17 protein-coding genes are annotated in these 25,022 nt (G+C 63.2%); 7 read left to right on the forward strand and 10 right to left on the reverse strand.

Annotated features, from left to right (window positions below; all coding sequences use genetic code 11):
• Nucleotides 1-2: 2 nt before the first annotated feature.
• The 4 genes from QMK33_RS15800 to QMK33_RS15815 all read right to left on the reverse strand — a co-directional run bounded on the left by QMK33_RS15800 (nucleotide 3) and on the right by QMK33_RS15815 (nucleotide 4,962).
• A complete protein-coding gene (locus QMK33_RS15800; RefSeq protein WP_283565578.1) occupies nucleotides 3-485 on the reverse strand; it encodes an META domain-containing protein in 483 nt (160 codons plus the stop codon).
• 252 nt (nucleotides 486-737) lie between these two features.
• A complete protein-coding gene (locus QMK33_RS15805) occupies nucleotides 738-1,598 on the reverse strand; it encodes a transporter (protein ID WP_283565579.1) in 861 nt (286 codons plus the stop codon).
• Between the two features lie 228 nt (nucleotides 1,599-1,826).
• On the reverse strand, nucleotides 1,827-4,316 hold the full coding sequence (locus QMK33_RS15810; RefSeq protein WP_283565580.1) for a M1 family metallopeptidase: 2,490 nt from the start codon (nucleotides 4,314-4,316) through the stop codon (nucleotides 1,827-1,829).
• 133 nt (nucleotides 4,317-4,449) lie between these two features.
• Nucleotides 4,450-4,962, reverse strand: a complete 513-nt coding sequence (locus tag QMK33_RS15815) for a CHRD domain-containing protein (protein ID WP_283565581.1) — start codon at nucleotides 4,960-4,962, stop codon at nucleotides 4,450-4,452.
• Between the two features lie 366 nt (nucleotides 4,963-5,328).
• On the opposite strand from QMK33_RS15815, the gene dnaK reads away from it, so the two are divergent.
• The 3 genes from dnaK (at nucleotide 5,329) to QMK33_RS15830 (ending at nucleotide 9,663) form a co-directional block, all read left to right on the forward strand.
• Nucleotides 5,329-7,269: a molecular chaperone DnaK gene (dnaK, locus tag QMK33_RS15820; protein ID WP_283565582.1), complete on the forward strand. Its 1,941-nt coding sequence runs from the start codon at nucleotides 5,329-5,331 to the stop codon at nucleotides 7,267-7,269.
• A gap of 169 nt (nucleotides 7,270-7,438) precedes the next feature.
• On the forward strand, nucleotides 7,439-8,518 hold the full coding sequence (locus QMK33_RS15825; RefSeq protein ID WP_283565584.1) for a hypothetical protein: 1,080 nt from the start codon (nucleotides 7,439-7,441) through the stop codon (nucleotides 8,516-8,518).
• A 464-nt stretch (nucleotides 8,519-8,982) separates the two neighbouring features.
• Entirely contained in the window at nucleotides 8,983-9,663 is a 681-nt protein-coding gene (locus QMK33_RS15830) for an LEA type 2 family protein (protein WP_283565585.1), read from the forward strand.
• A gap of 95 nt (nucleotides 9,664-9,758) precedes the next feature.
• Here QMK33_RS15830 and QMK33_RS15835 read toward each other — a convergent pair whose 3' ends face one another.
• Complete coding sequence (locus tag QMK33_RS15835; RefSeq protein ID WP_283565586.1) at nucleotides 9,759-10,859, reverse strand: endonuclease/exonuclease/phosphatase family protein; 1,101 nt, start codon at nucleotides 10,857-10,859, stop codon at nucleotides 9,759-9,761.
• Between the two features lie 127 nt (nucleotides 10,860-10,986).
• Between QMK33_RS15835 and QMK33_RS15840 the strand changes: the two genes are divergently transcribed.
• Nucleotides 10,987-11,601: a MarC family protein gene (locus QMK33_RS15840; RefSeq protein ID WP_283565587.1), complete on the forward strand. Its 615-nt coding sequence runs from the start codon at nucleotides 10,987-10,989 to the stop codon at nucleotides 11,599-11,601.
• 39 nt (nucleotides 11,602-11,640) lie between these two features.
• On the opposite strand, the gene QMK33_RS15845 is transcribed toward QMK33_RS15840, so the two are convergent.
• Nucleotides 11,641-17,616, reverse strand: a complete 5,976-nt coding sequence (locus QMK33_RS15845; RefSeq protein WP_283565588.1) for a carboxypeptidase-like regulatory domain-containing protein — start codon at nucleotides 17,614-17,616, stop codon at nucleotides 11,641-11,643.
• Between the two features lie 197 nt (nucleotides 17,617-17,813).
• A complete protein-coding gene (locus QMK33_RS15850; protein ID WP_283565589.1) occupies nucleotides 17,814-18,530 on the reverse strand; it encodes a 3-ketoacyl-ACP reductase in 717 nt (238 codons plus the stop codon).
• 191 nt (nucleotides 18,531-18,721) lie between these two features.
• Here QMK33_RS15850 and QMK33_RS15855 point away from each other — a divergent pair, with 191 nt between their 5' ends.
• Nucleotides 18,722-19,696 (forward strand): NAD(P)H-quinone oxidoreductase, encoded by a 975-nt coding sequence (locus QMK33_RS15855; protein WP_283565590.1) that lies wholly within the window; start codon nucleotides 18,722-18,724, stop codon nucleotides 19,694-19,696.
• A 133-nt stretch (nucleotides 19,697-19,829) separates the two neighbouring features.
• Here the strand turns inward: QMK33_RS15855 and bcp are convergent, their stop codons facing one another.
• The 3 genes from bcp to QMK33_RS15870 form a co-directional block, all read right to left on the reverse strand.
• Nucleotides 19,830-20,279, reverse strand: a complete 450-nt coding sequence (bcp, locus tag QMK33_RS15860) for a thioredoxin-dependent thiol peroxidase (RefSeq protein ID WP_283565591.1) — start codon at nucleotides 20,277-20,279, stop codon at nucleotides 19,830-19,832.
• Between the two features lie 85 nt (nucleotides 20,280-20,364).
• Nucleotides 20,365-22,413 carry a M23 family metallopeptidase gene (locus QMK33_RS15865; RefSeq protein ID WP_283565592.1) on the reverse strand — a complete coding sequence of 683 codons (2,049 nt, stop codon included), beginning with the start codon at nucleotides 22,411-22,413 and terminating at the stop codon, nucleotides 20,365-20,367.
• A gap of 107 nt (nucleotides 22,414-22,520) precedes the next feature.
• Nucleotides 22,521-23,135 carry a fumarylacetoacetate hydrolase family protein gene (locus QMK33_RS15870; protein WP_283565593.1) on the reverse strand — a complete coding sequence of 205 codons (615 nt, stop codon included), beginning with the start codon at nucleotides 23,133-23,135 and terminating at the stop codon, nucleotides 22,521-22,523.
• Between the two features lie 206 nt (nucleotides 23,136-23,341).
• On the opposite strand from QMK33_RS15870, the gene QMK33_RS15875 reads away from it, so the two are divergent.
• Complete coding sequence (locus tag QMK33_RS15875; protein WP_283565594.1) at nucleotides 23,342-24,136, forward strand: M48 family metallopeptidase; 795 nt, start codon at nucleotides 23,342-23,344, stop codon at nucleotides 24,134-24,136.
• Between the two features lie 144 nt (nucleotides 24,137-24,280).
• Complete coding sequence (locus QMK33_RS15880) at nucleotides 24,281-24,895, forward strand: hypothetical protein (protein ID WP_283565595.1); 615 nt, start codon at nucleotides 24,281-24,283, stop codon at nucleotides 24,893-24,895.
• The last annotated feature ends 127 nt before the right edge of the window (nucleotides 24,896-25,022 follow it).

Raw genomic sequence — 25,022 nt, forward strand, 5'->3', positions numbered from 1 at the left:
GCCTAGCGCAGGTACACGGCCTCCATGCGGGCCAGCGGCTGGCCAGTGCGCTCGGCATTCCCATACAGCAGCAGCGTGTCGCCGCTAATGCGGTAGGCGCGCGTGGCACTGAGCGCCTGGGAAAATTGCTGCTCAATGGTAAGGCTGGGGCAGGCCATGCGGGTACTGCGGAGGGGCGCAAATTTCAATTCGCCGTCGTTGGTGGCGGGCTCCATGCCGCCCCGGAAGGTGTTGCAGCCGCCCTGGCCTTCGGCTGTGCCCGCGGCCGTGATGCGCAAAAACGGCTCCTGGCCATTGGCCGGCACGGCCGCAACGGGCTGCCCGGCTACCTGGCGCAGCACCCAGCGGGTTTCGCGCAGTGGGGCATCGGCGGTAGTGATGGTGGACGTGGAGCTACCAAGCGGGCTGGAGTTGCCACGGTCGGTGCGCTGGCAGGCAGCGCCAAGTACTAAAAGGCAGGGCAGAAAAAAAGCTTGAAAGCGCATAGCAGAAAGTGGGTCAGAAGGCCAAAAAAAGGCCAACCCGCCAGTATACGTGGCGGGCTGGCTAGAGGTACATGCGGGCATCATGCGTGGGGGTGGCCGTGGGCTGCCTCTTTTGGGCTAACTCCAACAGTGAGTGTGGTTTTCGAATCTCCACGCAGAATTAAAAAAGATAAATTAAAAAGCTGACAATCAGGTTGCTAATTTATCGTGTTTAATTTATTTCAAAAGAGCATATTAGTCTGAAAGCTACGGTCAGTGGTGGTTGCCACCCAGGCGCAGGGCCATGCCTATGCCCACCGTATTGGCGCCCGCGTTCAGGCCGCCCAAGATGCGGCCCACCGTGGCATCGAAGCGTAGGCCCGTCCAGGGCCGGTAGTAGAGGCCGGCGGTGGCCCCGGTAGTCAGCTCGCTGCGGCCGCGGCCGTAGCCTTCCACAAAGTAGCCGGCCTTGTTGCCGATGGGCGCAGTGAGGGCCAGCGAGCCGATGTACTGCCCACCAATCTGGCCATTAAACAAATCTGTCATGGTGAGGCCCGACTGCACGAAGCCGAAGTTGCCCTCCAGGGCGGCGCGGCGGCCCAGCTGCTGGCTCAGCAGCAGGCGGCCGGCGGGGGCCCAGGTGGTGCGGCGCAGGCCGTTCTGGCCGGTATTGGGCAGGCTGGCCTCGGCCAGCAGCGAGGCCTGGAAGCGGCTGGCCCGGTCGGGCGTCAGCATCAGCTTGAGGCCTACCGTGAGCGGAGCCCAGCCTACCGAGTCGGTGCGCAGGGTGGGGGTTTCGCCGCCGGGCTGCCTCAGGGTGGGTGTGCCAAACACGTAGGGCTGCGTTACGCGCAGCTCCATGCTGTTCCAGAAGCCGATGCGCAGCGTGTTCACGTTGCTGCTCACGCCCACGCCCAAGCGGGGCGTAAAGCGCTGAATACCAGTTTCGAGCTGAAACTCGCCCGCCCGCAGCACGCCCGCTGTAATGGTCTGGCCAGGGCGGTCGGGCCGAATGTGCTGCACAAAAGGCGTGTCGCCGTTCGGGTTGCTTTCTTCCGGCGTGTTTTGGGCCAGGGCGGGGGTGAGGCAGCCTGCGAGCAGAATAGCCAGCACCAGCGGAGTGGTTTTGCGCATGGCCTACCCGACACGCAACCCGCAGGGATAGTTCACCGTAGCGCGTTACGTTTTGTGGTAGAGGGTGGTAGAATGGGTATTAATAGGCGTAAAAAAGGACGTCATGCGGAGCTTGCCCAAGCATCTCTACCGCATCGTTGGATGAAGCGGTAGAGATGCTTGGGCAAGCTCCGCATGACGTCCTTTTTGACATCAGCCAGCCTTTAATTTAGCCTGCTCAGCCAGCCCCTACTTAGCCGCCTGAATAGCTTGCACAGCCGCCGCTGCCGTAGCCTGGTTCTTGGCCGCATTAGGCTTGCCAGCCTGCGCAGCGCCACCTTTCTGGATGCCATCTACGATGCGCTTATCCAGGCCGTAGGCGCGCAGCTGCGGTACCATGGCCAGCTTTTGCAGGCGGTCCACATCCTCGGCAAAGGCGGTGGGGTCGTCGAGGCGGCCCAGCATCTGCAGCATGGGCTGAATGTAGCCGTAGCGGCCGCGGCCCGAGGCGGCATCGTAGGTAGTGCGGATGTAGTTCCACTGCTCCTGGCCGCCGTGCAGGGCATACACGGTGGTAACGGCACCGGCCAGGTGCTCGTCGGTTTCCAGGGTTTTGGCGCGGGCCAGGGCCGTGGGGGCGTCGATTTCGCTCAGGGCTTGCAGCCCCGCGCTTTGTATCCCGTATGACTGGCTGCTGAGCGCAGCCGTCAGCAACTTACTGTCTTTCCTGTCTTTGAGCTGGCCCAGGGCCACCAGGGCGGCGGCTCGCACGTGGGTTTCGGGGTCAGTAGCGGCCAGCTTGCGCAGGGTGGGCGCGGCGGCTTTGGCCACGGCAGCATTGTCGAGCTTCAGGCCGTTGATGGCCGCAATGCGCAGGCCATAGAACGTATCCTTGAGGGCGGCCAGCACTACGGCGCGGGCGGCGGGGTTGGCCGTTTGCAAGGCCAGGGCCGCGTCGAGGGCCTCGCGGCGGTCTACGTACAGCGGCGCGTGGCTGTACTGGTACAGCGACTCGGTTACGGGCTTGTTGTCGGTTTTCTGCCAGAGGGTAAACTTGTCGGCGTCCACGTTCACCAGGTCGGGCTTGGCGGCCAGCGCCATGCTAAACGTTTGGGTGGCCTGCGTCATCGTGATATTCTGGCGCTGGGCCTTGCCGTTCACGTAGTAGTCGATGGCCAGCGGCAGCCGAAACACCTTGTCGGCCTGCGTCTGCTTGATGGTCACGTTCTGGGTCTTGCTGGCCGCGTTCCAGGCGTAGTCGATGCTCACCACCGGCTGGCCGCTGCCGAAGTACCACTGATTATAAAACCAGTTGAGGTCCTGGCCCGATACGGCTTCCATGGCCAGGCGCATCTGGTGCGCTTCGCCGTTGCCGAACTTATTGTCAGTCAGGTACTTCTTGAGGCCGGCGAAGAATACGTCGTCGCCCAGGTAGGTGCGCAGCATCTGCACAATGGCCCCGCCCTTCTGGTAGCTCACGAGGTCAAACACGTCCTCGCGGTTGTTGTAGTGAAAGCGCACGAGGTCCTTGGTGGCGTCGCGCGGGCTGCCCAGGTACGACTTCAGGTAGCGGTAGTTGTGGGCGTCGGCGGCATCCTGGCCGTACTTGTGCTGGGCGTAAAGCGCCTCCGAAAAGTCAGCCATCGACTCGTTTACCGTGATGTTGGACCACGACTCGGCCGTGACGTAGTCGCCAAACCACTGGTGAAACAGCTCGTGCGCAATCACCGACTCGCTGCTGTACTCGCGGTCGAGCAGCTCGCGGCCGTCCATCTGCACCTGTTCGCCGTGCAGGGTGGCGCTGGTGTTTTCCATAGCCCCGCTCACGTAGTCGCGGGCCACAATCTGGGCGTATTTATTCCACGGATATTCCACGCCCAGGCGCTCGCTGAAAAACTCCAGCATGTCGGGCGTATTGCCAAAAATCTGCTTGGCGAAGGGCGCGTACTTGGGTTCGAGGTAATAATTGACCTCCTTGCCGCGCCAGGTGTCCTTGTAGATTTTGAAGTCGCCCACCGCCATCATAAACAGGTAGGGCGAGTGGGGTAGGTCCATCTTCCAGGTGTCGGTGCGCAGGCCGGGGCCGGCGGGCACCTGGCTCACCAGCTTGCCGTTGCTGAGCGTCACGTACTTGGCCGGCACGGTCATGGCAATTTCCTCGGTCGTTTTCTGGTTGGGCCGGTCGATGGTCGGAAACCAGGCCGACGAGCTCTGCGTCTCGCCCTGCGTCCAGATTTGCACCGGCTTGCCCGCTACTGCGCTGTCGGGGTTGATGAAATACAGGCCTTTGGCATCGGTAATAGCCTGGGAACCTTGTACTTGCAATTCATCGGGCTTGGCCGTGTACTCGATATACACGATGTATTCCTCACCCGGCTTGAACAAGCGGCCCAGGTTGATGTGCAGGTTGTTCTTATCCGAATAATCGAACTTGAGCGGCTTCTGGGTGGTGCCGTTCATCAGGGCCACCGTCTTGATGTCCATGCCCTGGGCATCGAGGCGCAGCGTGTCGGTGGCAATGGCGTGGGGCTTCAGCGTCACCCACTCCTGGCCGTAGAGGTAGCGCTTGGCATAGTCGAAGCGCACAGCCAACTTGGTGTGCACCAGGTCGTTGGTCTTAGTAGATGAGGGCTGGTACGGGGCATTGGGCGCGGCTGTGGGCGTGGTGGGGGCCTGGGCCTGGGCTAGCCCGGCTAGCAGCAGGCAGCCCGGCAGCAAGGCGGCGGAAAGGAGTTTCATGGGTGAGGAGGGGAAGGGTAGCGAGGTGAGGGGCCCAAAGATGCACGGCCGCCCCGCAAAGTTGCTACACAGCCGGCCCTAAACGCAAAAAGCCGGCCGCTGGGTAGCGGCCGGCTCGAAAACATTACGCAGCTTACTTCACCACAACGTTGGCGCGAATTTCACCAGCAGGATATTGAGCCGTGTGAATGTTGGCGTATACGTTGCCCAACTTAAAGGAATCGGGCTGCACGGCCATTGGCTTGGCCGGGATGGCCGGAGTAGTTGTGGTCGCTGGTACGGCCGCTACGGCCGGAACCGTAGTTAGCGTAGTGCTTCCCGTAATGGTACCGCTGGTGCCGGTCGGCAGGCCACTAAGGGGAATAAACACATCCCCAACGTGCTTCGGGTCGCCGTAGTGGAAGTGCGCCATCATCGGTGCCCCCGTGAGGCCGGAGAAGGTCAGCGTGTAGTTGAGAACCTTGCTATTAGGGTCGTACGTGCCAGTGACGGTGCCGGTGGCAGTAGAGGCACTGGTTGGCTTGATGGAATTGGTCGCACTCAGGTTGCCCGAAAGCTGCATCATAGCAGGTGCCGAGTTGTCGTCTTTTTTGCAGGCCGTGGTGAAGGCCAGGCCAGCCAGCGCGAGAAGGAGGAAATTTTTCATGTAAGCTTGAAAAAGGGTAAGTAAAGTATAAAAGCAAGTGCGCTCTCAACTAACTTACGCCGTAAACGGTTTCACAAAGTTCGGTAGATGTGCCCGACCTACCAAAATTTTGGCTAATCGGCGGCCGCGCTGTGCCAAGCGGGGTGCGGGTGAAGCGACGGCCCCGCAATTTCGGCAGGCCGGGCGCCATAGTGAGCCAGCCGGCTGGCCGCCCTGGCAGCTTGCGCCCGCCGCCACCCGCCCGCCCGGCCAAAGTGGCAGAAAAACGCGGCTGGTACGCGGCTTGTAAGTAAGCAGGTAGCGGCCCCACGGCCCTACCTCTAACCAAGACACCACTTCACTTTTAAACCTTAGCACCCCACCATCATGGGCAAAATCATCGGTATTGACTTAGGCACCACCAACTCTTGCGTAGCCGTAATGGAAGGCAACGAGCCGGTTGTAATCCCCAACTCCGAAGGCCGCCGCACTACCCCGTCGATTGTCGCGTTTCTCGACAATGGCAAGGGCGAGCGCAAAGTAGGCGACCCGGCTAAGCGCCAGGCCGTTACCAACCCTAAAAACACCATCGCCAGCATCAAGCGCTTCATGGGCCGTCAGTTCTCGGAGGTTTCGTCCGAGAGCAAGTACGTAGCCTACGACCTGACGCCCGGCGCCAACAGCACGATTGCCGTTAAAATCGGTGACCGCAACTATACGCCCCAGGAAATTTCGGCCATGGTGCTTCAGAAAATGAAGCAGACCGCCGAAGACTATCTGGGTCAGCCCGTTACCGAAGCCGTTATCACGGTGCCGGCCTACTTCAACGACGCCCAGCGCCAGGCTACCAAGGAAGCCGGCGCCATCGCGGGCCTCGAAGTAAAGCGCATCATCAACGAGCCCACGGCGGCTGCCTTGGCCTACGGCCTCGACAAGAAGCACAAGGACCAGAAAATCGCCGTGTACGACCTCGGCGGTGGCACCTTCGATATATCCATTCTGGAACTGGGCGATGGCGTGTTTGAAGTGCTGAGCACCAACGGGGATACCCACCTCGGCGGCGACGACTTCGACCAGGTTATCATCGACTTCCTGGCCGACCAGTTCAAGAGCGAAAATGAAGGTCTCGACCTGCGCAACGACGCCATGGCCCTCCAGCGCCTCAAGGAAGCTGCCGAGAAAGCCAAGATTGAGCTGTCGAGCTCCAACGAAACCGAAATCAACCTGCCCTACATCACGGCAACCGCCAGCGGCCCCAAGCACCTGGTGGTCAAGCTGAGCCGCGCCAAGTTTGAGCAGCTCAGCGACGACCTCGTGCGCCGCTCGATGGAGCCCTGCAAAAAGGCGCTGCAAGACGCCGGCCTGTCGGCTTCGCAAATTGACGAGGTTATCCTCGTGGGTGGCTCAACCCGCATTCCCCGCATCCAGGAGGAAGTGGAGAAGTTCTTCGGCAAGAAGCCTTCGAAAGGCGTGAACCCCGACGAAGTAGTAGCCATCGGCGCGGCCATCCAGGGCGGCGTGCTCACCGGTGAGGTAAAGGACGTGCTCCTGCTCGACGTGACCCCGCTTTCGCTGGGCATTGAGACGATGGGCGGCGTAATGACCAAGCTCATCGAGAGCAACACCACCATCCCGACTAAGAAATCGGAAACCTTCTCCACGGCTTCGGACTCGCAGCCTTCGGTAGAAATCCACGTGCTGCAAGGCGAGCGCCCACTGGCTTCGCAGAACCGCACCATCGGCAAGTTTCACCTCGACAGCATTCCGCCCGCACCCCGCGGCGTACCGCAGATTGAAGTAATCTTCGACATTGATGCCAACGGTATCCTCAACGTAACGGCTAAGGACAAAGGCACCGGCAAGGAGCAGAAAATCCGCATTGAAGCCAGCAGCGGCCTGTCCGATGCCGACATCGAGCGCATGCGCACCGAGGCCACGGCCAACGCCGAGTCGGACAAAACCGAAGCCGACCGCATCAAGAAAACCAACGACGCCGACTCGCTCATCTTCCAGACTGAGAAGCAGTTGAAGGAATTTGGCGACAAGCTGAGCGGTGGCAACAAAACCGCCGTTGAAGGCGCGCTGGCCGACCTCAAGAAGGCCCACGAAAGCAAGGACCTCCCTGCCATCGAAGCCGGCGTAGCCGCGCTGAACAAGGCCTGGGAAGCTGCCTCGCAGGAGATGTACGCCGCCGCAGGCGCGCAGGGCGGCCAGGATGGCGGCCAGGGCTTCCCCGGGGCCGATGGCGGCCAGGGCTCGAACGGCCAGGGTCAGCCCGCCGGCGACCACGTAACCGATGTGGACTACGAGGAAGTAGACGGCAAATAAACCGCAGATTCAACCGAATTTAACGGACTTCGCAGATACGGGGCGGTGCTCCTGACTGGCCGTTTTTTGAGTGGTTTGTTCGGATTTTTGGAAGGCCGGGAGCTTATGCTTCCGGCCTTTTTTTGTTTATTTTTGAGGGGCACTTTTGGTGGGTGTTTCGAATAAATATATGGATTACAATGTACACATTACCCGCAAGGCGGAAAGCTGGGCGGCGGGGGATGAGGACGCGGTTATTTCGCTGCCCGAGTGGCTGGCCTACGTAGCCAACGACCCTGAGATGCAACTGGATAGCCAGGCCGGCGCGCCCGTGCCGGGGCTGGAGGCGGGGCTGCCTGCGGAGGCGGCGGGCTTGAGCGTGTGGCTGGGCTACTCCAGGCATGGGCGCGGGGGTAAGTATGCGTGGTTCAGCCATGAGGAGGACCGGGTGGTAGTGCAGAACCCCGATGAGGAGATTTTGGGGAAGATGCTGGCGGTTGCGCAGGTTTTTGAGGCCCGCGTGCAGGGCGACGATGGCGAGTACTTCGACGAAACGCCGACCGATATGCAGGCGGCGCGCGCGGAAACCAGCTACGAGGCCCGCACTGATTTTCGGGCTTTCCAGACCTTCGCCTCCGCCGAGGCGGCGCAGCCGCTGCTGGCCATGCTGGCCCAGCAGGGCATCGTGGCCCGCACCGACGCCGACAATGGCCAAATGGCCTTCGACTCGTCGTTTGCCAATAACCGGCTGGTCAGCAAGTTTACCGTGAAGCTTCAGCTGGCCGACTTTGAGCGCGGCGGCCAGCTGCTGGCCGATGTGAACCAGCACGCCATCAGCCAGGCCGACCCCAATCACTACCTGTTCACCTTCTCCGACGAAGAGCTGTTTGACCTGCTGGTGAAGCCCGACGAGTGGAGCAGCTTCGACGTGGCGCTGGCGGGCCAGCTACTGCGCGAGCGCGGCCACGACGTATCGGCCGATACCCTGCGGCTGCTGCGGCAGCACCGCGTAGCCGAGTTGGCCCAGCCCGACAAAGACCACAAAATGTGGATACTAGGCGGCTACGTATCGGCGTTGTTGGGTGGGTTCTTCGGGTTGCTCATCGGCTACCAGTTGTACTTCCACCGCAAAGAGCTGTCCGATGGCCGGTACGTGCCCGCCTACAGCCCCACCGACCGGGTGCACGGGCTGCGCATTCTGGTGCTGTCTATAATAATGCTGCTATTGCTGGTGAGCGTGCGCGTAATGCAGGGCCTCAGTACTGGCTAACTACCTACCGGCGTAAAAAAACAATTTTTTTACCTGGATACTAACTAATATTTAGTAGAATTATAGAAAGAAAAAATGATTACTGACAATTTGTAAGCTACTTGTTGGTAGTACTTTGTATAAAATAAGCGATGGGAGGAGGGTTGGATGATTCGAAGGTGCTTATTTGTGGTGGGGCGCGATATACTATAACTTGCATAGTAATTACTAACCGGGAATTATTTGCGGCCACTTCTAATCTAGGTAGCATTTTAATTGGCAGGCCGCTGCCTTCAGTGTAAGGGGAAGTGGGGCTGTTTGCCAGCTGAAAAGGGGATACTCCTGGGGCAGCCGTTTTTCTTTAAGCCACCTGCACAGTGGGTGCAACCGGCGGCAGAGGGAGTTTGGCGAAAATAGGTTCCCGGCATGATTTTTATTTTAGTGCTTTGCCAACCGATTAGCTGGCCCGTTTCGTAGGTCGCGTTATGAAAATTGTTACTATTATGCTATCTATTCGCCGTTTTACCCTGCTTTTGCCCGCTGCCGCGCTTTTGCTGGCATCGAGCTGCACGCTGCGCGAAACCCGCCAGGAGGGCGCGCCCAACGTGCAGCCCGAGGTGAAAGTGCGGGCCGTGGAGCAAGCCAGCCTCGGCACCCTGGATGTGCTAAAGCTGCGCACGCCCACCGATGTGGACCTGCCACGCCGCAATCAACTTATTGAGGGATACGTAAATAAGGAATTGCCACTGAAAATGCGCTTGCAGCTCAACGCCTACAACCCCAACCTGGAGGCCACCGCCATCACGGGCCTCGACTACACGGTGCTGGTCGATGGCAAAGAGCTGGGGGCCGGCCGCATGCCGCTGGCCCTGGAACTGCCCGCCCGCGACTCGGTGCGCGTGCCCTTCGAGTTCGAGATGAATACTTATAAGCTGCTGGGCAGCGACGCACTGCCTGCGCTGCGCAACTTCGCCCTGGGTTTTGGCGACCTGCGCCGCAAGCGGGTAACGCTGAACATCCGCGCCATTACGCGCAATGGCCGGGGCCGCCTCAGCACGCTCATCCATCGCAAGGCGGTGCCCGTGGCCACTACCAAGCCCGCCCGCCCCACCGTGCAGGCCGACTCGCGGGTGAAGCCCGCCAAGCCTACTCCCCAAAAACTATAGCTATTTGATAACCAGTTGATTATAAATAAAAACGACCCGCCCGGTCGTCCTTGAAAGGACGACCGGGCGGGTCGTTTCGCTTGGTGGGCCGCTGATTAGTCGGCCGGGCCTTCGGCGATGGCGTCGTTGATTTTTTCGCGGGCTTCGAGGCGGTCTTCGGCGTCGGAAGCTTCCAGCTCGGCTTCCTGCGCCTCCCAGCCCTGGGGCTCGTAGCTGAGACGAATAAAAATGGGGAAGTGGTCGGAGCCAATGTAGGGCAGCCGCTCCATGCGCTGCACCCGGAAATGGGCCGAGTGAAACACGTGGTCGAGGGGCCAGCGCAGCAGCTTGTGCTCGGCGTGAAAGGTGGGCAGTAGGCCCCGGCCCACGCGTGGGTCGAGGAGCCGCGCCAGCCGCCGAAACAGCTCAGAAGTGTGCGACCAGGCCACGTCGTTGAGGTCGCCGGCCACTACGGTGGGGCCGTCGTGCGCCTGAATAGCGCGGCCTACCAGTAGCAGCTCGGCATCGCGCCGGGTGCTGGTTTTGGACTCGCCGGGGGCCGGGGGCTTGGGGTGCACAAAGTGTAGGTTGGCCTCGACGCCGCTGGGCAGCCGTACCCGCCCGTGAAACGACGGAATGCCGGGGTCCAGGATAAACTGCATGTCCTTGGCCAGCAAGGGCAAGCGCGAAAACACGAGCATACCGTAGGTGTTGGGCAGCGGGGCGTGGCAGGTGTGCGGGTAGTCGTCAGTAAGGCCCTGCAATTGACTCAGCCACCACTCGTCGGTTTCGACGGCCAGCACAATATCGGGCTGGTACTCGCGGATGACGCCCAGGCAGCGCGAGGCGTCGCGGTTGTACATCAACACGTTGGTAACCAGCAGGCTGAGGTGGTTAGGGTCGTCGGGCCGGCGCTGGCTGTCCTGCACCTGCTTGCCGTGCCAGGGCGTGTAGGGCCAGATGCGCGAGGCCTGGTAGCCCACGGCCACCCCCAGCGCCGCCAGGGCCAGCGGCGAGTGCGCCAGCCACAGCCTGTCGCCGGGCAGGCTCAGTAGTAACAGGCTGAGTAGCAAGCCAGCTACTATTTGCAGGCGCGGAAAATCGCATACGCGAATCCACCAGGCAGTTTGGCGAAACAGGGGGAGCAGGGTGGCCAGCAGGCCGATGCCGCCCAGCACCAGCCCCAGGCCGTGCAGAACAAGATACAGAGTGGGCACGTGGTGAAAGTAGCGCGGTGGGCAGATGAATCGGCAAAGATGGGCGGCCGCCGCCAAAGTCCAAAAAAGCCTGCTATACGGTGAGTCGAGCCCGGCAACCAGCTTACTACGCTAATACCTTTACGGCATGGAAGTTCTGATTGCCACTGTTACCACCTTGTTTTCGGTCGTCAACCCCTTCGGGGCCATGCCGATGTTCCTGACCCTCACCGCCGACGACAGCAACTCGGACCGCACGGCCATCGCCCTGCGCTCGTGCGTGTATATGATGGCGATACTATCGGTGGCCTTTTTTGGGGGGCAGTATATTCTTAACTTCTTCGGTATCAACATCCAGCACCTGCGCATTGCGGGCGGTATCCTACTCATGCGCTCGGCCTTCGACTTGCTCACGCCGGGCGCCAGCCGCGACCGCGTGGGCCCCGACGCCCTGGAGGAGAGCAAGCTCAAGGACGATATCAGCTTCACGCCGCTGGCCATGCCCATGCTCTCGGGCCCGGGCTCGATGGCGCTCTGCATCGGCCTCATCCGGCCCACGTATGCCGACAAGGCCATGACGGTGCTGGGCTTTGCGCTGGTGGCGGCGGCGGCGTTTCTCATCCTGGTGTCGTCGCTGCGCCTCACCAAGCTCATGGGCCGGCCGGGTATGGCCGCGCTGGCCCGCATCATGGGCTTTCTCACGCTGGCCATTGGTGTCAACTTCTTCGTAACGGCCGTGAAGGTGTTATTTCACGTTGATTAGTAGGTAAGGATAAAAACCGGTTTTGCTTAATTTATCCACCTACTTTATATCCACCCGTTTGCTGGCCGAGCGGCCAAACTTGGTGGGGAAATACAGCAGCTCTGCTCGGGCGGGGTTGAGGGTGTAGCTGCCCCGGTAGCGCGGCTGCAAGGCAATGTGGAACGTGTGGCGGCCCACCGGCAGCAGGTCGATGAAGAGGCCGGCCTGGTGCTGGAGGTACTCGCGGTGCACCTCCAAAGGGTTAGTCGGGGCGGGCTCGCCGTAGGAGCAGCCGGCCGGAATGGGCACTTCCAGCACCACGTAGCGCGCTTCAGCGGCCACCTCAACCGTGATGAGCAGCTCGGCGGGCTTGCCGGCGGGCAGCGCCACGCGGCGGCCAGCCTGGCCAGCCAGCGTGGTGGCAACGGTGAAGGTGGCGGCCACGGCCTCGGGCGCGGGGTTCCAGCGGGTTTGGTAGGCGGTGGCGTACACGGGCAGGCCGCCCTGCTTGCGCAGCGCGAGCGGCCCGGTGCCGGCGGGCAGCGTGAGCGCCAGCGGAAACTGCGTAACCGGCCCGGCCGGCAGCGCCGGGCTGCCGCTGAGCTGCACCTGCGCCATAGCGCCGCCGGGGCCCGGCCCCAGCAAATCGGGGCCGATGGTGGTCAGGATTTGGGCCGCTTCGTAGGTGCTGCCCCAGTAGCCACCGCCGCGCAGCCCCAGCAAGAACGTGCGGATGCGCGCCAGCTCGGCCGCGTGGCCGCCCTGCTGGCGTAACACGCGGTAAGCCAGCAGGCTGGTGCCCACCCGGTCGGCGAGCAGGTAGCGGTAGTAGGTGCCGGCGCGCAGCGTGTCGGCGTAGAACACGCCGCCCAGGGCGGTGCGCAGGCGGTAGTGGCGCAGGCTGTCGAGCTGGTAGGGCAGGCCGAGCTGCTGGCGCAATTCGGCCAGGGCCAGGTAGCGGTCGAGGGGCGGGCGGCGCGGCGCGGGCGGCGCAAGGGCCTCGATGCGCCGCAGGTAGGTGGCGTAGGGCGCCGGGGCCCCCAGGTCATGCAACAGCTTCAGCAGCCGAATTTGGTCGTCGTTTTGCTGGAAATAGCCGGCGTAGCGATGGGTGGCGGTGGGGGCGCTCAGGCTGGCATCCAGCTCATGCAAGAGATAGGCAATGAGCGGGTTGTGGTCGAGCTTCACGGCATAGCCGGCCTTTTCGGCGGCCAGTAGCGCCTCCACCACGTGCACGGTAGCCCAGGGGCTGCCAGTGGCCGCCGCCCACGTACCCCAGATGCCGGTAGCTTGCTGACGGCCATCCAACAGCTTCTTGATGAGAAAGTTGACAATTTTCGGGTACTTGAACGGCGTAGCCTGCGCCGCGCGAATGCGCTGCTCCAGCAGCAGCCCCAGCAGGCGCGAGGCGGCCTGCTCGTTGCAGAGGTAGGCGTAGTCTTGCAGGTGGTGAATCTCGGCCAGCAGGGTGGGGAGGGCGTCGCTTTCGAGGCGTAGCGTGGCGGGGCCCAGGCGCGGGTCGAGGGGTAGGGCCAGGGTGGTATCGGTGGCGGTGAGCACGGCGTAGGTGCCCACGCGCTCGCGGGTGCCCACGGGCAGCACCGGCAGGGTGCGCTGCTCGCCATCGGCGTAGCCGCTGGCCTGCTCCAGGCCGAAGGTGAGCTGCAAGGAGTCGGCCGCCGCCGGGGCCGTCACGGTGAGCGTGTCGATAACGGCGCTGCTCACGCGGCGGGCCTGGCGGCGCACTACCTGCCCACCCACCCGGAAGGTGGTGGTAATCTGTGCGGTATCCGACTGATAATTAATCGCTTTGCCCAGTACCTGGGCACGGTCGCCGGCCACCAGAAAGCGCGGCACGGCCAGCGTGGCCAGCAGCGCCTTAAAGGCGCGCAGCCGGCTGGTGGCGGTGCCCACGCGCCCGCACCCATCGGAGCCCACCACGAAAGTGTCCCAGCTCGTGAGGTCATCGGGCAGCACCACGTCGGTGCGGGCGCGGCCCTGGGCGTCGGTCACCAGGGTGGGCCGCCACCAGGCGTAGTCGCGGAAGCGGCGGCGCAGCGCCAGGCGCGCATCCTGGCCAGGCAGCTGGTCGGCGGCGGGGCCCACGGGCTGGCCCGCCAGCGCCGCGCCCTTGCGCAGCGTAATCAGGATAACCCCGTTGCTGGCCCGCGAACCGTAGAGGCCCATCGCCGCGGGGCCTTTCAGCACCTTTATATCCAGAATATCGGCCGGGGCGATGTCGGCCATGTTGCCGCTAAAAGGCAGGCCATTAACGATATACAGCGGCTCCGAATTCAGCGCCAGCGAGGCCGTGCCCCGAATCTGAACAGGGCCGCCCGAGATAAACACGCCGGCCGCCCGGCCTTGCAGCACGGTACTCACACTGCCCGTGAGGCTGGCCCGGCTCATAGTGCCGTAGCCAGTTATCACTACCTCTTCCAGCTGTTTGGAATCAGCCGCCATACTCACCGCGAAAAGGCCATCGGGGCTAAGGGGCAACTCCTGCGTGACGAAGCCGATGAAGGAAAACGTGAGGGCCTGCACCGTGAGCGGCACCCGCAGCGAAAAGCTGCCATCGGCGTTGGTGGAGGTGCCCACGGTGGTGCCCTTGGCCAGCACCGTTACGCCGGGCAGGCCCTCCTCGGTGGTGTGGTCGAGCACGCGGCCGCGCAGCAGGTGCCAGCCCGGCTGGGCCTGCGTGGGCTGCTCTACCAGTATCTCGCGGCGCTCGGGAATGACGACTATCATCCGCCCCAGTTGCCCCAGCAGTTGGTTGATGCGGTGGCTGAGCGCGCCGGCCGGCTGGCGGTCGGCGGCTTGCAGCTGGTAGTAAGTCTGGCCGTTGGCTTCTACCAAAATCAGCTCTTTCGGGGCCAGGCAGGTGCTGTCGGCCAGCAGCACGGCGGCGCGGTAGCGGCCGGGCGGCAGGGCGTGCAGCACCGCCAGCCCCGCTTGCAAGCGCCGAAACTTGGGCTGGTCGGGCCGGGTGAGCAGGGTGTACAGAATGGCCGGCAGCACAGCGGGCTGCTGGGCTAGTGGCAGGCGCAGCTCTAGGCGGCCCTGGCCAACAGGCGTCTGGGTAGGGTTAGTAAGGGTAGGTGGTTTTTGGATAATACGCTGCCCTGCAATAGTATAGGGTAGATAGGGGCCGCGCGGAAAATCACTTTCGGTATAGGCAAAGTCGCCGAGCGGGAGATTCGGCGGGAAGCCCGCGCCGTTGAGCGGCCCCAGGTGGTCGGGGGCGAGGCAGGTCAGCTTAAGAACGCCGGGGCTGAATTGGTAGTCATAAAGCGGCTCAAACAAAAACTTGCGCCGCTGCCCATTCTCGCGGTAGCGCAGCAAAACGGAATCGGGCTGGAAAGGCCCCGCTACCATTAGCCCACTCGTGGTCGTGTTGTAATCGAGCGGCCGCAGGGCGTTGCCCTGCCGCAGGGTAGCGTAGCCGGTGTTGGACGCGGCCACCACCGTGCGGCGCAGGGGCAGCAGCTCGTCGGGTAGCAGCGTGGCGGGGCGCGCCTCCACGGTCAGCTCGGCGCAGGGGTGGTTCAGGTCGAGGCTGAGCGTGAGCTTGTGCAGGGGCCGCAGGTACACTTCGCGCAGCGTAACGAGCCGGTTGCGGGTGCGAATGCTGAGCGTGTGGAAGCCGCTGTCGGCCAGAGCGGTGTAGGGCTGATTCAGGTTAATATCATGAATATAAGCCGGTTCGCCATCCACGTACACCGCAATGGGCGCCTGCACCCGGCCCGAATCGACCACAAACGCCGCCACCTGCGCAAGCCCGCCGGGGGCCGGCTGGTACGCGTAAAACGCCCCGCTTTCGGGATACAAAAAGTGGTAGAATTGCAGCGAGTCGAGCCCCAGCCGATGCCGCCACGTGGGCCAGGCCAGCGGCCGCGTGGCCGCGCTTTCGCCAAAGCCCTCGCTGAGCGTGAAACGCTGGCGCGCCACCCGGCCCGGCACCGACCGCGGCGCAAAGCGGGGCAGCTCGGGCGGCTCGGGTTCGCCAAACTTACTGGTGTAGGCGTAGGCCGTGAGGTCGGCGTTGGGCACGGGCCGGCCGGCCTCGTCCGTCACGGCGATGCCCAGGCGCAGGCGCTGGCCGGGGTAGGCTACATCGGGCTGCGTGGTGGTGATGGTGAGCTGCGGCTGCGGCGCGCCCACCGTGTACTCGGCCGTGCGGCGCTCGCCGCCCCAGTCGTAGTGCAGCGACACGTGCCAGGCGGCCGGGCTCTGGTCCTTGATAGTGAGCTTATAATCAGTAGTATATCCTTGGTAGCGCAGGGCGTTGCCCTGGTACACGTAGTACCAGAAGGGCAGGCGGTGCGGGTTAGCCACGGCCAGGCGCAGTGAGTCGCGGCGGTCGGCGCGCAGGGTCAGGTCTGCGTTGTTCTCATTCAGGTAGAGATAATCGGCGCGGTCCAGCGCATCACGCAGCTCGTAGCTGGTAGCCAGCAAGTTGAGGGGCAGCGTCAGGGGCAGCTGCACGGCCGTTGTAGGCGAGCCACCGGGGGCGTAGTCGGCCAGGTTGAGGGTGAGGCGGGCACGGTGGGGCTGGCTCACGCCCAGCGAGTCGAAGCGCAGGCGCACCGAATCGGGGCCCAGCTCCAGGTACAGCCGGCCGGGGTCACGCCGATAGGGCAGGCCGATAGTTTCGACGTGCCGCTCATTATCCGAGGTCAGAAATGTGGCTTGCACCGCGTAGCTCAGGTCCAGGTCAGGGAAGATGCGCGCCGGGATATTCACCCGCGTTTCGCCCAGCGGGTCAAGTAGTTGGGCGTGGGTCCAGAGGGTATCGGGCACGAAGAGCCGGCGCGTGGGCAGCAGCCCCGGCGCGGCGGCGGGCAGCACCGCCAGCCGCACCCGCGCATCGGGCAGGTTGAGCTCGTTGGCGTCGCTGCCGCGCAAAAACACGGCCTGCGGCTGGCCCCGCCAGGGCTTATCGGCCAGCAGGCGCAGGGCATAGTGGTCGTTTTTAAGCTCGTAATCCTCAAAGAGAAAGCTGCCCTTGGCCACCGTAACGTACTGGTCATCTTCCAAATACACCTCGGCGCTAGTGCCCGCGCGCAAGCCCAGCGTGTCGGTCAGCGGCAGGCTGTACTCGTACGAGCCGGGCCGCACGGGCCGCAGCACGGCCAAGCGCTTGCGCCCCGCTGCGGGCCCGCCCAGCCACAGCGTGAGGGGCTGGGTGCTGGGCCGGCCGTTGCGGCGACGCAGCACGCGCGCCTTCAGGCGCAGGGTGTCGCCGGTGGGCCGGTAGCGCGGCTGGCTGAGAAGCAGGTAGCTGAGCCAGCGCTCACGCTCTTGGTTCTGGTATTGCCGCTGGCGCTGGCGCTGGTTGCGCAGGTTCTTGCTAAAGGGCGAGCGCAGCAGCCCCACCAGCCCGGTAGTGGCCCGGCTGGGGTGCCGCAGCGCCTGCGCCGTGCGCCACATGGGCACCGTGAGGTAGCCCAGCGGCCGCCCAAACACTACCCGCCGCCCGGCCCGCACTGCCCAATTGCCGCGCGGCTTGGCAGCGGGCGGGGCCAGCGGGTGAAAGGTGGTGCGCCCGTCTATCGTCACGGCCACCAGGCCGGGGCGGGCGCCGCGGGCGCGGCGGTAGGCGTGGGTGGCGGGGTCGTAGGGGAGGGGCCGGCCGGCCACGGCCACCCGCGCACCGGGCAGCAGGCGGCCCAGCGAGTCGCGCACCGTCAGGCTCAGGTCGCGCTGGTTGTCAATGACTTCCACCGTGCGGCTGGTTTCGGCGCGCAGCCAGTACACGAGCTGGGGCCCTTCGGTGTGGGCCACCAGGTAGTAGCCCAGCGGCAGGGGCCGCCCCCGCAGCATCAGCTGGTCGGTAGGGAAAGAATCGACGGGCACCGTGAAAAAATCGGGCCGGGCGCTTTGCAGCCCCTGCTCGTAGAGGCGGCGCGCCTGGGCTTCGGTCAGCCGAAAAACTTTGGTGAGGTAGCTGCTCTGGCGGGCTTTGGCCAGCTGTTGCTGGGCCAGCACGGGCAGCGCCAGCCAGCACAGCAGCAGGGCGAGTACAAGTTGATACATAAGCGGCGGGGTAGGGACTGGCTACCTGATGCCGGTATATGGTTTTTTGCACAAGCTAAAAAGGATGAAAAAAAGAACGTCATGCTGAGCTCGTCGAAGCATCTCCACCACGCCAGTAGGGTTACTAATCCCGGCGGCGTGGTAGAGATGCTTCGACAAGCTCAGCATGACGTTCTTATGCGGGCTTTTGTGAGCCGCTACGGATTAGTAGACCACAGCCCCGCTTCCTTCACGAAAATGCGGCGGTTGAGCTGCAATTGCGAAACCACAAACTCGGCAATATCCTCGGGCTGCATCACCTTGTCGGGGTTGCCGTCGGTGAGGTTATTGCTGATTGCCAGCTCGGTAGCTACCGTGCTGGGCGCGAGGGCCGACACCCGGATGTTGTGCTTGCGCACCTCCTGCATCAGCGATTCGCTCAGGCCCATCACCGCAAACTTGGAGGCGCTGTAGGCGCTGCTGCCCGCCGAGGCGCGCAGCCCCGAGGTCGAGGAAATATTGATGATGTCGCCCGACTGCCGCTCAATCATGGCGGGCAGCGCGGCGCGGGTCACGTAGTACACGCCCAGCAGGTTCACCCGAATAATATGCTCCCAATCGGCCACCGGCATATCGAGAAACTTGGCGAAGGTGCCGATGCCGGCGTTGTTAATCAGGATGTCGAGCGGGCCCAGCTCGCCGGTGATGTGGGCCACGGCGGCGTTCACGGCGGCTTCGTCGGCCACGTCGGCGGTGGCCACGCTGGTTTTCACGCCCAGCTTTTGCAGCTCGGCGGCTACCTCGGCGAGCTGGTCGGCCGAGCGGGCCAGCAGGCCCACGTGCACGCCCTCGTGGGCCAGCGCAATGGCGATTGCCTTGCCGATGCCTTTGCCTGCGCCCGTTACGAGGGCGACTTTTCCGGTTAGTTTTTCCATGAGAAGATTGGTTTTTAGTGCTGGTGAGTGTTTGTCTTTACGGCGAAGCGTGCCAAACAATTGCCCCTGAACAGCCCACCAGAACGAGTTGTTCGCGTATCGAGTAGGGACGAGCGGTACTGTCGGCCCCGGCTTGCCGGGTCAACTTGCTACTAATCAAGCCTCACATTATTCAATAGCCCTTCTCCCCCATGAAAGCCATCGTCATTACCCACCCCGGCGGCCCCGAAGTATTGCAGCTGCAAACGTGCCCCCGGCCCGTGCCGGCCGCCCACGAAGTGCTGGTAAAAGTGCGCGCCACCGGCCTCAACCGCTCCGACATTGGCCTGCGCGAGGGCAAGTACGGCGGCGCGCCCGTGGATGGCACCATCCCCGGCCTCGAAGTAGCCGGCGAAGTAGTAGAGGTAGGCCCCGATGCCCCGCGCTGGCGCGTGGGCGACGCCGTGTGCGCCCTCGTGACCGAAGGGGCCTACGCCGAGTACGTGGCCGTCGATGCCCGGCACTGCCTGCCGGTACCCGCCGGTTGGTCGCTGGAAGAAGCCGCCAGCCTGCCCGAAACCGTGTTCACGGTGTGGTCCAACGTGTTTCAAACGGCTGCCCTCCAGCCCGGCGAAACGGTGCTGGTGCACGGCGGCAGCAGCGGTATCGGCCTCACCCTCATTCAGCTAGCCACGGCGCTGGGCAGCCGGGTGCTGGCCACCGCCGGCACGGCTGAGAAGTGCCACGACTGCGAAAAGTTCGGGGCCGCCCGCTGCGTCAATTATAAGGAGGAAGAATTCGAAGAAGCTTTCAAAGACGAGAAAATCAACGTTATCCTCGACATGGTGGGCGGCGAGTATACCGCCAAAAATCTGCGCCTACTCGCGCCCGATGGCCGCCTGCAATACATCAACGCCATGAAAGGTGCCAAAGTCGAAATCAACTTGCTCGACATCATGACCAAGCGCCTGCGTGTGAGCGGCAGCATGTTGCGGCCCCGCTCCGTCGATTTCAAGGCCGCACTGGCGGCTGAGGTTGAAAAGCGCGTGTGGCCACTGGCCGCCAGCGGCCAACTCAAACCCGTGATTTACAAGACGTTCCCGCTAGCGGAGGCTGCCCAGGCGCAGGAACTAATGGAGAGTAGTGAGCACATCGGGAAGATTCTGCTGGTGCAGGAAGAGGCGTAACCAGCTGAAAAAGAATGTTATGCTGAACGCAGTCAAGCATCTCTACCACGCCGTTGGGTTACGAACCTGTTGGCGTGGTAGAGGTGCTTCACTGCGTTCAGCATGACGTTCTTTTATGTTCAGCTAAGCGGCGCTACTTCAGCACCTGCGCCGCGTGTTCCTTGGTGTCCGGCCGCTTGATAACCTTCTCAATCAGCCCGTTAGCATTAATCAAAAACGTGGTGCGCACGGTGCCCCAATAGGTTTTGCCGTAGTTTTTCTTCTCCTGCCACACGCCATAGGCCGTTACGATGGCTTTGTCGGCATCGGCCACGAGAGGAAAATTCAGGTCGTATTTCGCCGCAAACTTGCCGTGCGAGGCCGCGTCGTCGGTGCTCACGCCCACTACTTTGATGCCCTGGGCAGCGAGTTGGCTTTCGTTGTCGCGCAGGTTGCAGGCCTGGGCGGTGCAGCCGGGCGTATCGTCCTTGGGGTAGAAGTAGAGCGCCACCCGCTGGCCGCGCAAGCTGCTCAGCGTAAAGGGGTTGCCGTGCTGGTCGGGCGCGGTGAAGTCGGGGGCGGGGGTGCCGGTTTCGGGAAGCATAGGATAGAATTTAGGAGGAGTAAAGAAGGAAAAAGAACGTCATGCTGAACGCAGGGAAGCATGACATTCTTTACTTAACAACAGCCTACAAAGTCAGCGGGATAACGCGCTTATTACCAACCTGGTCGGTGAGGTGCAGCTCGGCGGGGCCGCGCAGCGCGGGGCCCAGCGTATCGCCGGCCACGGTGAAGAGCGTGGCGTTCTTGTACTCGTAGCGCAGCAGGCGGAAGCGCCCGCCAATCAGCAACTTATACGACGCCAGGCCCGACATATCGTCGCCCACCCGGAAGGTGAGCTGCCCGCCGGCGCGGCCCAGCAGCCGGCCCTCGGGGGCCTTGGTATCGGTGCAGAGCCGGAACTGGCCAAACTGCTTGAGGTTGGCCGAGAGCTGGGTGCTGTCGGCGTTCCAGGTGCCGCCCACGTAGGCGCGGCCCCCGTTGGCCGATACGCTGTAGATGGCGGCGCGGCGGCGGTCGGCGGGCAGGGTGGCGGGCTTCAGGGTGAGGCGCAGGGGCAGGTAGAGCGGCACCAGCGCCGTGCCGATGGTCCAGCTTTCGGGGGCGGTGGGGCCGGCGTTGGGCCGGTGCAGCGTACTGAGGAAGAGGGGCGAAAACAGCGTTTGCGGGCCAAAAACCAGGTTGGCGTAGGGCGTGGCATAGCTCGTTTCCTGATTGGCCGGAATCATGGCCTGGCGGTCGAAGGCCAGGCGGGTGCCGCCCAGCAGCAGCGAATCGGGCAGGCCGGCGCGCAGGTCGTAGAGGTAGGTGGTGGCCGCGCCCACCGAGTAGCTGGGGCGCAGGGCCAACTGCCGGCCGCCGCGCCGCAGCAGCAGCTGCGCGGGCAGCCCGGCCGTGTCGGTGGGGGCGTTGAGGGCCGTGGCGCGCAGCAGGTTGCGGGTGATGTCGTAGCTGAGCTTGGGCTTGGCGGTGGGGGCCGTGGCCGCGCCGGGCAGCTTGGCGTAGTCGAGGGGCTGCTCGCCCTTCAATACCAGGTGGGCCGTGGCCTTGTTGTTATACGCGTCAGCCAGCTCAAAATCAATGCTATACACTTTGCCGGCCTCTACGTCGAGCTTGCCCTGGCCGATGCCGGGCGGGGTGTAGAAGGGCAGGTCGTTGCCCTCATCCACCCACAGCTTTTGCAGGGTGCGGCCGCCGGTGCGGGCGTAGGCAAAGTCCACAAAATTGTTGACCTGCCGGGTGCCGGTCGGAAACGGCACTGCGTCGATAACGTGCTGGTAGTGAGGCTGCCCATTTACGCGCACCGTCACGCGCTGGATGCCGTTCTTGTTCCAAGCCCCGTCAAACCTATCGAAGCCCTGCAACAGCAGGCCCACCGGCCCGAAGCAGGCCACGGTATCGTGCCACGTAGTGGCCGCGCCGGGGGCGGGCTGCAACTTGGGCACCAGCAGCGCCCGCTCGAAGCGCCCGCGCACCCGCGCCCCAATGGCCAGCGGCTCTACGGCCAGCGCCTGCAAGGTGGGCCCGGTGTGGTCCTGGATTTCCGAAAAGCCGCCCCATTGCAGGGGGTTCAGCTGGCGGTCCTGGGCGTCGCGTACTTCCCAGTGCACATGCGGGCCCGCCGAGCCGCCGGTATTGCCCGATAGCGCTACCTCCTCGCCGCGCCGCACCGGAAACTGGCCCTTGTCAAAAAACAGCTCCAGCTCGTAGGTCTGCTGCTCGTACTGGCGGCGCAGCAGCTCGGCCCCCACGGCGCCCCCAAACTTGTTGAGGTGGCCGTACACGGTGGTCAGGCCGTTGGGGTGGGTGATATACAGCACGTTGCCGTAGCCAAACGCCGACTGCTTGAGGCGCGACACGTAGCCATCGGCCGCCGCGTACACGGGCTTGTTCACCACGCTGGCCGTTTTGATGTCGAGGCCGCCGTGGAAGTGGTTGGGCCGCAGTTCGCCCATGCTGGCCGCCAGAAAGCCCGGCTGGCCGGGCGCAATCGGAAACAGGAAATAGCCGGGCGGCACGTCTACGTGGCCCGCGGCGGCGGCCGGCTTAATGGGGCCGCTGGCGCGGCGGGCGGTGGTGTCGTCCTGGCCATCGTCTTGGCCGTGGCCGGCGGTGGCCAGCAACAGCAAGCCACCGAGCGCCGGCACTGACAGCCGGCGCACTAATTTGATAATCAACAAGATAAAAGTGCGGTAAGCTTTAGCTTGCCGTCGGTAATAGGGGCGGCAGGCTGTTTTTATAATGAACCGGGCGGGCTACGGCAAGCTAAAGCTTACCGCACGTGCTACCGCACGGGTACTTCCAGAATTTTTTCGCCTTCCAGGTAGCCCACCAGCTCGTCGCCGGGCTGCACGGGGCCCACGCCGGCGGGCGTGCCGGTAAAAATGAGGTCGCCCTGCTTGAGGGTGAAGTACTGCGACACGAAGGCGATAATCTTGGCAAACGGGTGCAGCATGAGGCCCGAATTGCCCTGCTGGCGCACTTCGCCGTTTATTTCGAGCTTGAAGTTGATGTTGGCCAGGTCGGGGAAATCGGTTACGGGCTTGAACGTGGGCGACACCGGGGCCGAGCCGTCGAAGGCCTTGGCCAGCTCCCAGGGCAGGCCTTTTTTCTTGAGCTCGCTTTGCAGGTCGCGGGCCGTGAAGTCGATGCCCAGGCCGATGGCGTCGAAGTAGGTGTGGGCAAACTGCTCCTCCACGTGGCGGCCGTTTTTGCAGATGCGCAGCACCAGCTCCAGCTCGTGGTGCACATCGCCGGAAAAAGCGGGCACAAAAAACGGCTGGCCGCGCTGTATCAGGGCGGTTTCGGGCTTGAGGAAGATGACTGGGGCGCTGGGCGTTTCGTTTTGCAGCTCGGCGATATGGTCGGCGTAGTTGCGGCCGATGCAGATAATTTTCATGGACGAGGAATAGCTAAAAACCAGGGAGGAGGGCAGGGGCGGGGCCGGCGGGCGGCCCGCGGCGCGGCCCCTGCCTGCACAAAGTAAACATTCTCCCCGCCCGGTTGCGTATAGCTAGGGCCGGCCGGTGCCAGCAATGACTTGCTTTCAGCCAGGAATCGGCGGGCTTATTCCACGCTATCTCCAAACCTTACGACTACTTTCTTATGTTTAAAAAAATCATTCTTGCCAGCTGCCTGCTCGCCACTGCCGGCTGCACTACGGTGCCCATCACGGGCCGCCGCCAGCTCAGCCTGGTGTCAGACAGCGAGATGAACACACTGGCTATCACTCAGTACAAGCAAACGCTGGGCGAGGCTAAGCTCTCGACCAACGCCGCCGAGGTGGCCGAGGTGCGGCGCGTGGGCCAGCGCATTTCGCAGGCCGTGGAGCTGTATTTCAAGCAGCAGGGCCAGTCGGCGCAGCTCGAAGGCTACCAGTGGGAATTTAATCTTATCGACGACCCCAAAACGGTGAATGCCTGGTGCATGCCCGGCGGCAAAGTGGCCGTGTACTCGGGTATTCTGCCCCTCACCAAGGACGAAAACGGCCTGGCCGTGGTAATGGCCCACGAAATTTCGCACGCCGTAGCCAAGCACGGGGCCGAGCGCATGAGCGACCAGTTGGCGGCCCAGGTGGGCGGCGCGGCGCTTTCCACGGCGCTCTCGCAAAACCCGAGCGTTACCAAAAACCTGTTTCAGCAGGCCGTAGGCATGGGCACGCAGGTGGGCCTACTCAAATTTAGCCGCCGCCAGGAAAGTGAGGCCGACCACCTGGGCCTGATTTTTATGGCGATGGCGGGCTATAATCCCAGCGGCGCAATTCCGTTTTGGGAGCGCATGGCCGCCCAAAGCCAGAGCACTACCCCCGAGTTTCTCTCCGACCACCCCGCCGATGCCACCCGCATCGCCGATATTCAGACCCAACTGCCGGGCGCGCTCAAATACTACAAGCCCCGCTAGCCGCACGCGCATTTTTGGCCAGTTGGAGCGCGGTAATCCTTCGTCCTACCTGCGACGTATCTAACCCGAGCCGTGGGAAAGGCAAAGAATTGCTACGCTCCATTGCTGCTTCGCTTATTTAGTAACTGCCTACTAATCAAAACTATGCGTACATTGCCTCGCTTATTTGGCCTGTTTTTGCTGGGCATGCTGAGCAGTTTATTACTGCTCAGCTCGTGCGAAACCACGCGCACCAGTGAGGATAGCAACCCGGCCAACCGGTCGCAGCGTGTGGGCAAGGTGCCCGGGGCCTCGCTGTCGGGCTCAGCGGCCAGCCACCAAGTGATGCAGCTCGATGGCGACGGCAAGGTGAAGTACAAGCTAGCGCAATCGGTGATGGCGGCGGCGCTCATCCGGCAGTTCAACGACGGCACGGTTATCGACCGCGTGCAGGTGCGCAAAGCGCCTGGTAGTGATGCCGTTAGCCCCGTGTACTACCTCATTGGCCTGGGCCACAACAAAGGCAGCTACCGGGCCATTGCCCTGCCCCTGCGCGCCACCACCGACAGCACCTACTACCTCGCGCCCAGCGCCAGCCGCTACGTTATCTCAGGCGTGGGCTGCCCCAGCTGCTACTTCGATTTTGAGGACGGCCACATCATCGGCACCACCTGCGACGACAACTCGGGCGGCAGCAGCTGCACCATGCAGATACTGCCCGCCAACCAGGTGTTTGCTAAAACCATGCCCGACGCCCCCACTGTAAAACCTCTCAAATGAGCCGCGCCGCCAAATGGGCCCTGCGCCTGACCCTCACCGCCTTAGCCGTGCTATTGGTCAACGATAGCGGCCGGCCCAAGTCCCTAAAAAAACCCGCCGAATAGCGGGTTTTTTTAGGGACTTGGGC

The sequence above is a fragment of the Hymenobacter sp. H14-R3 genome, from assembly GCF_030063445.1.
In the GTDB taxonomy this organism is placed as follows: Bacteria; Bacteroidota; Bacteroidia; order Cytophagales; family Hymenobacteraceae; genus Hymenobacter.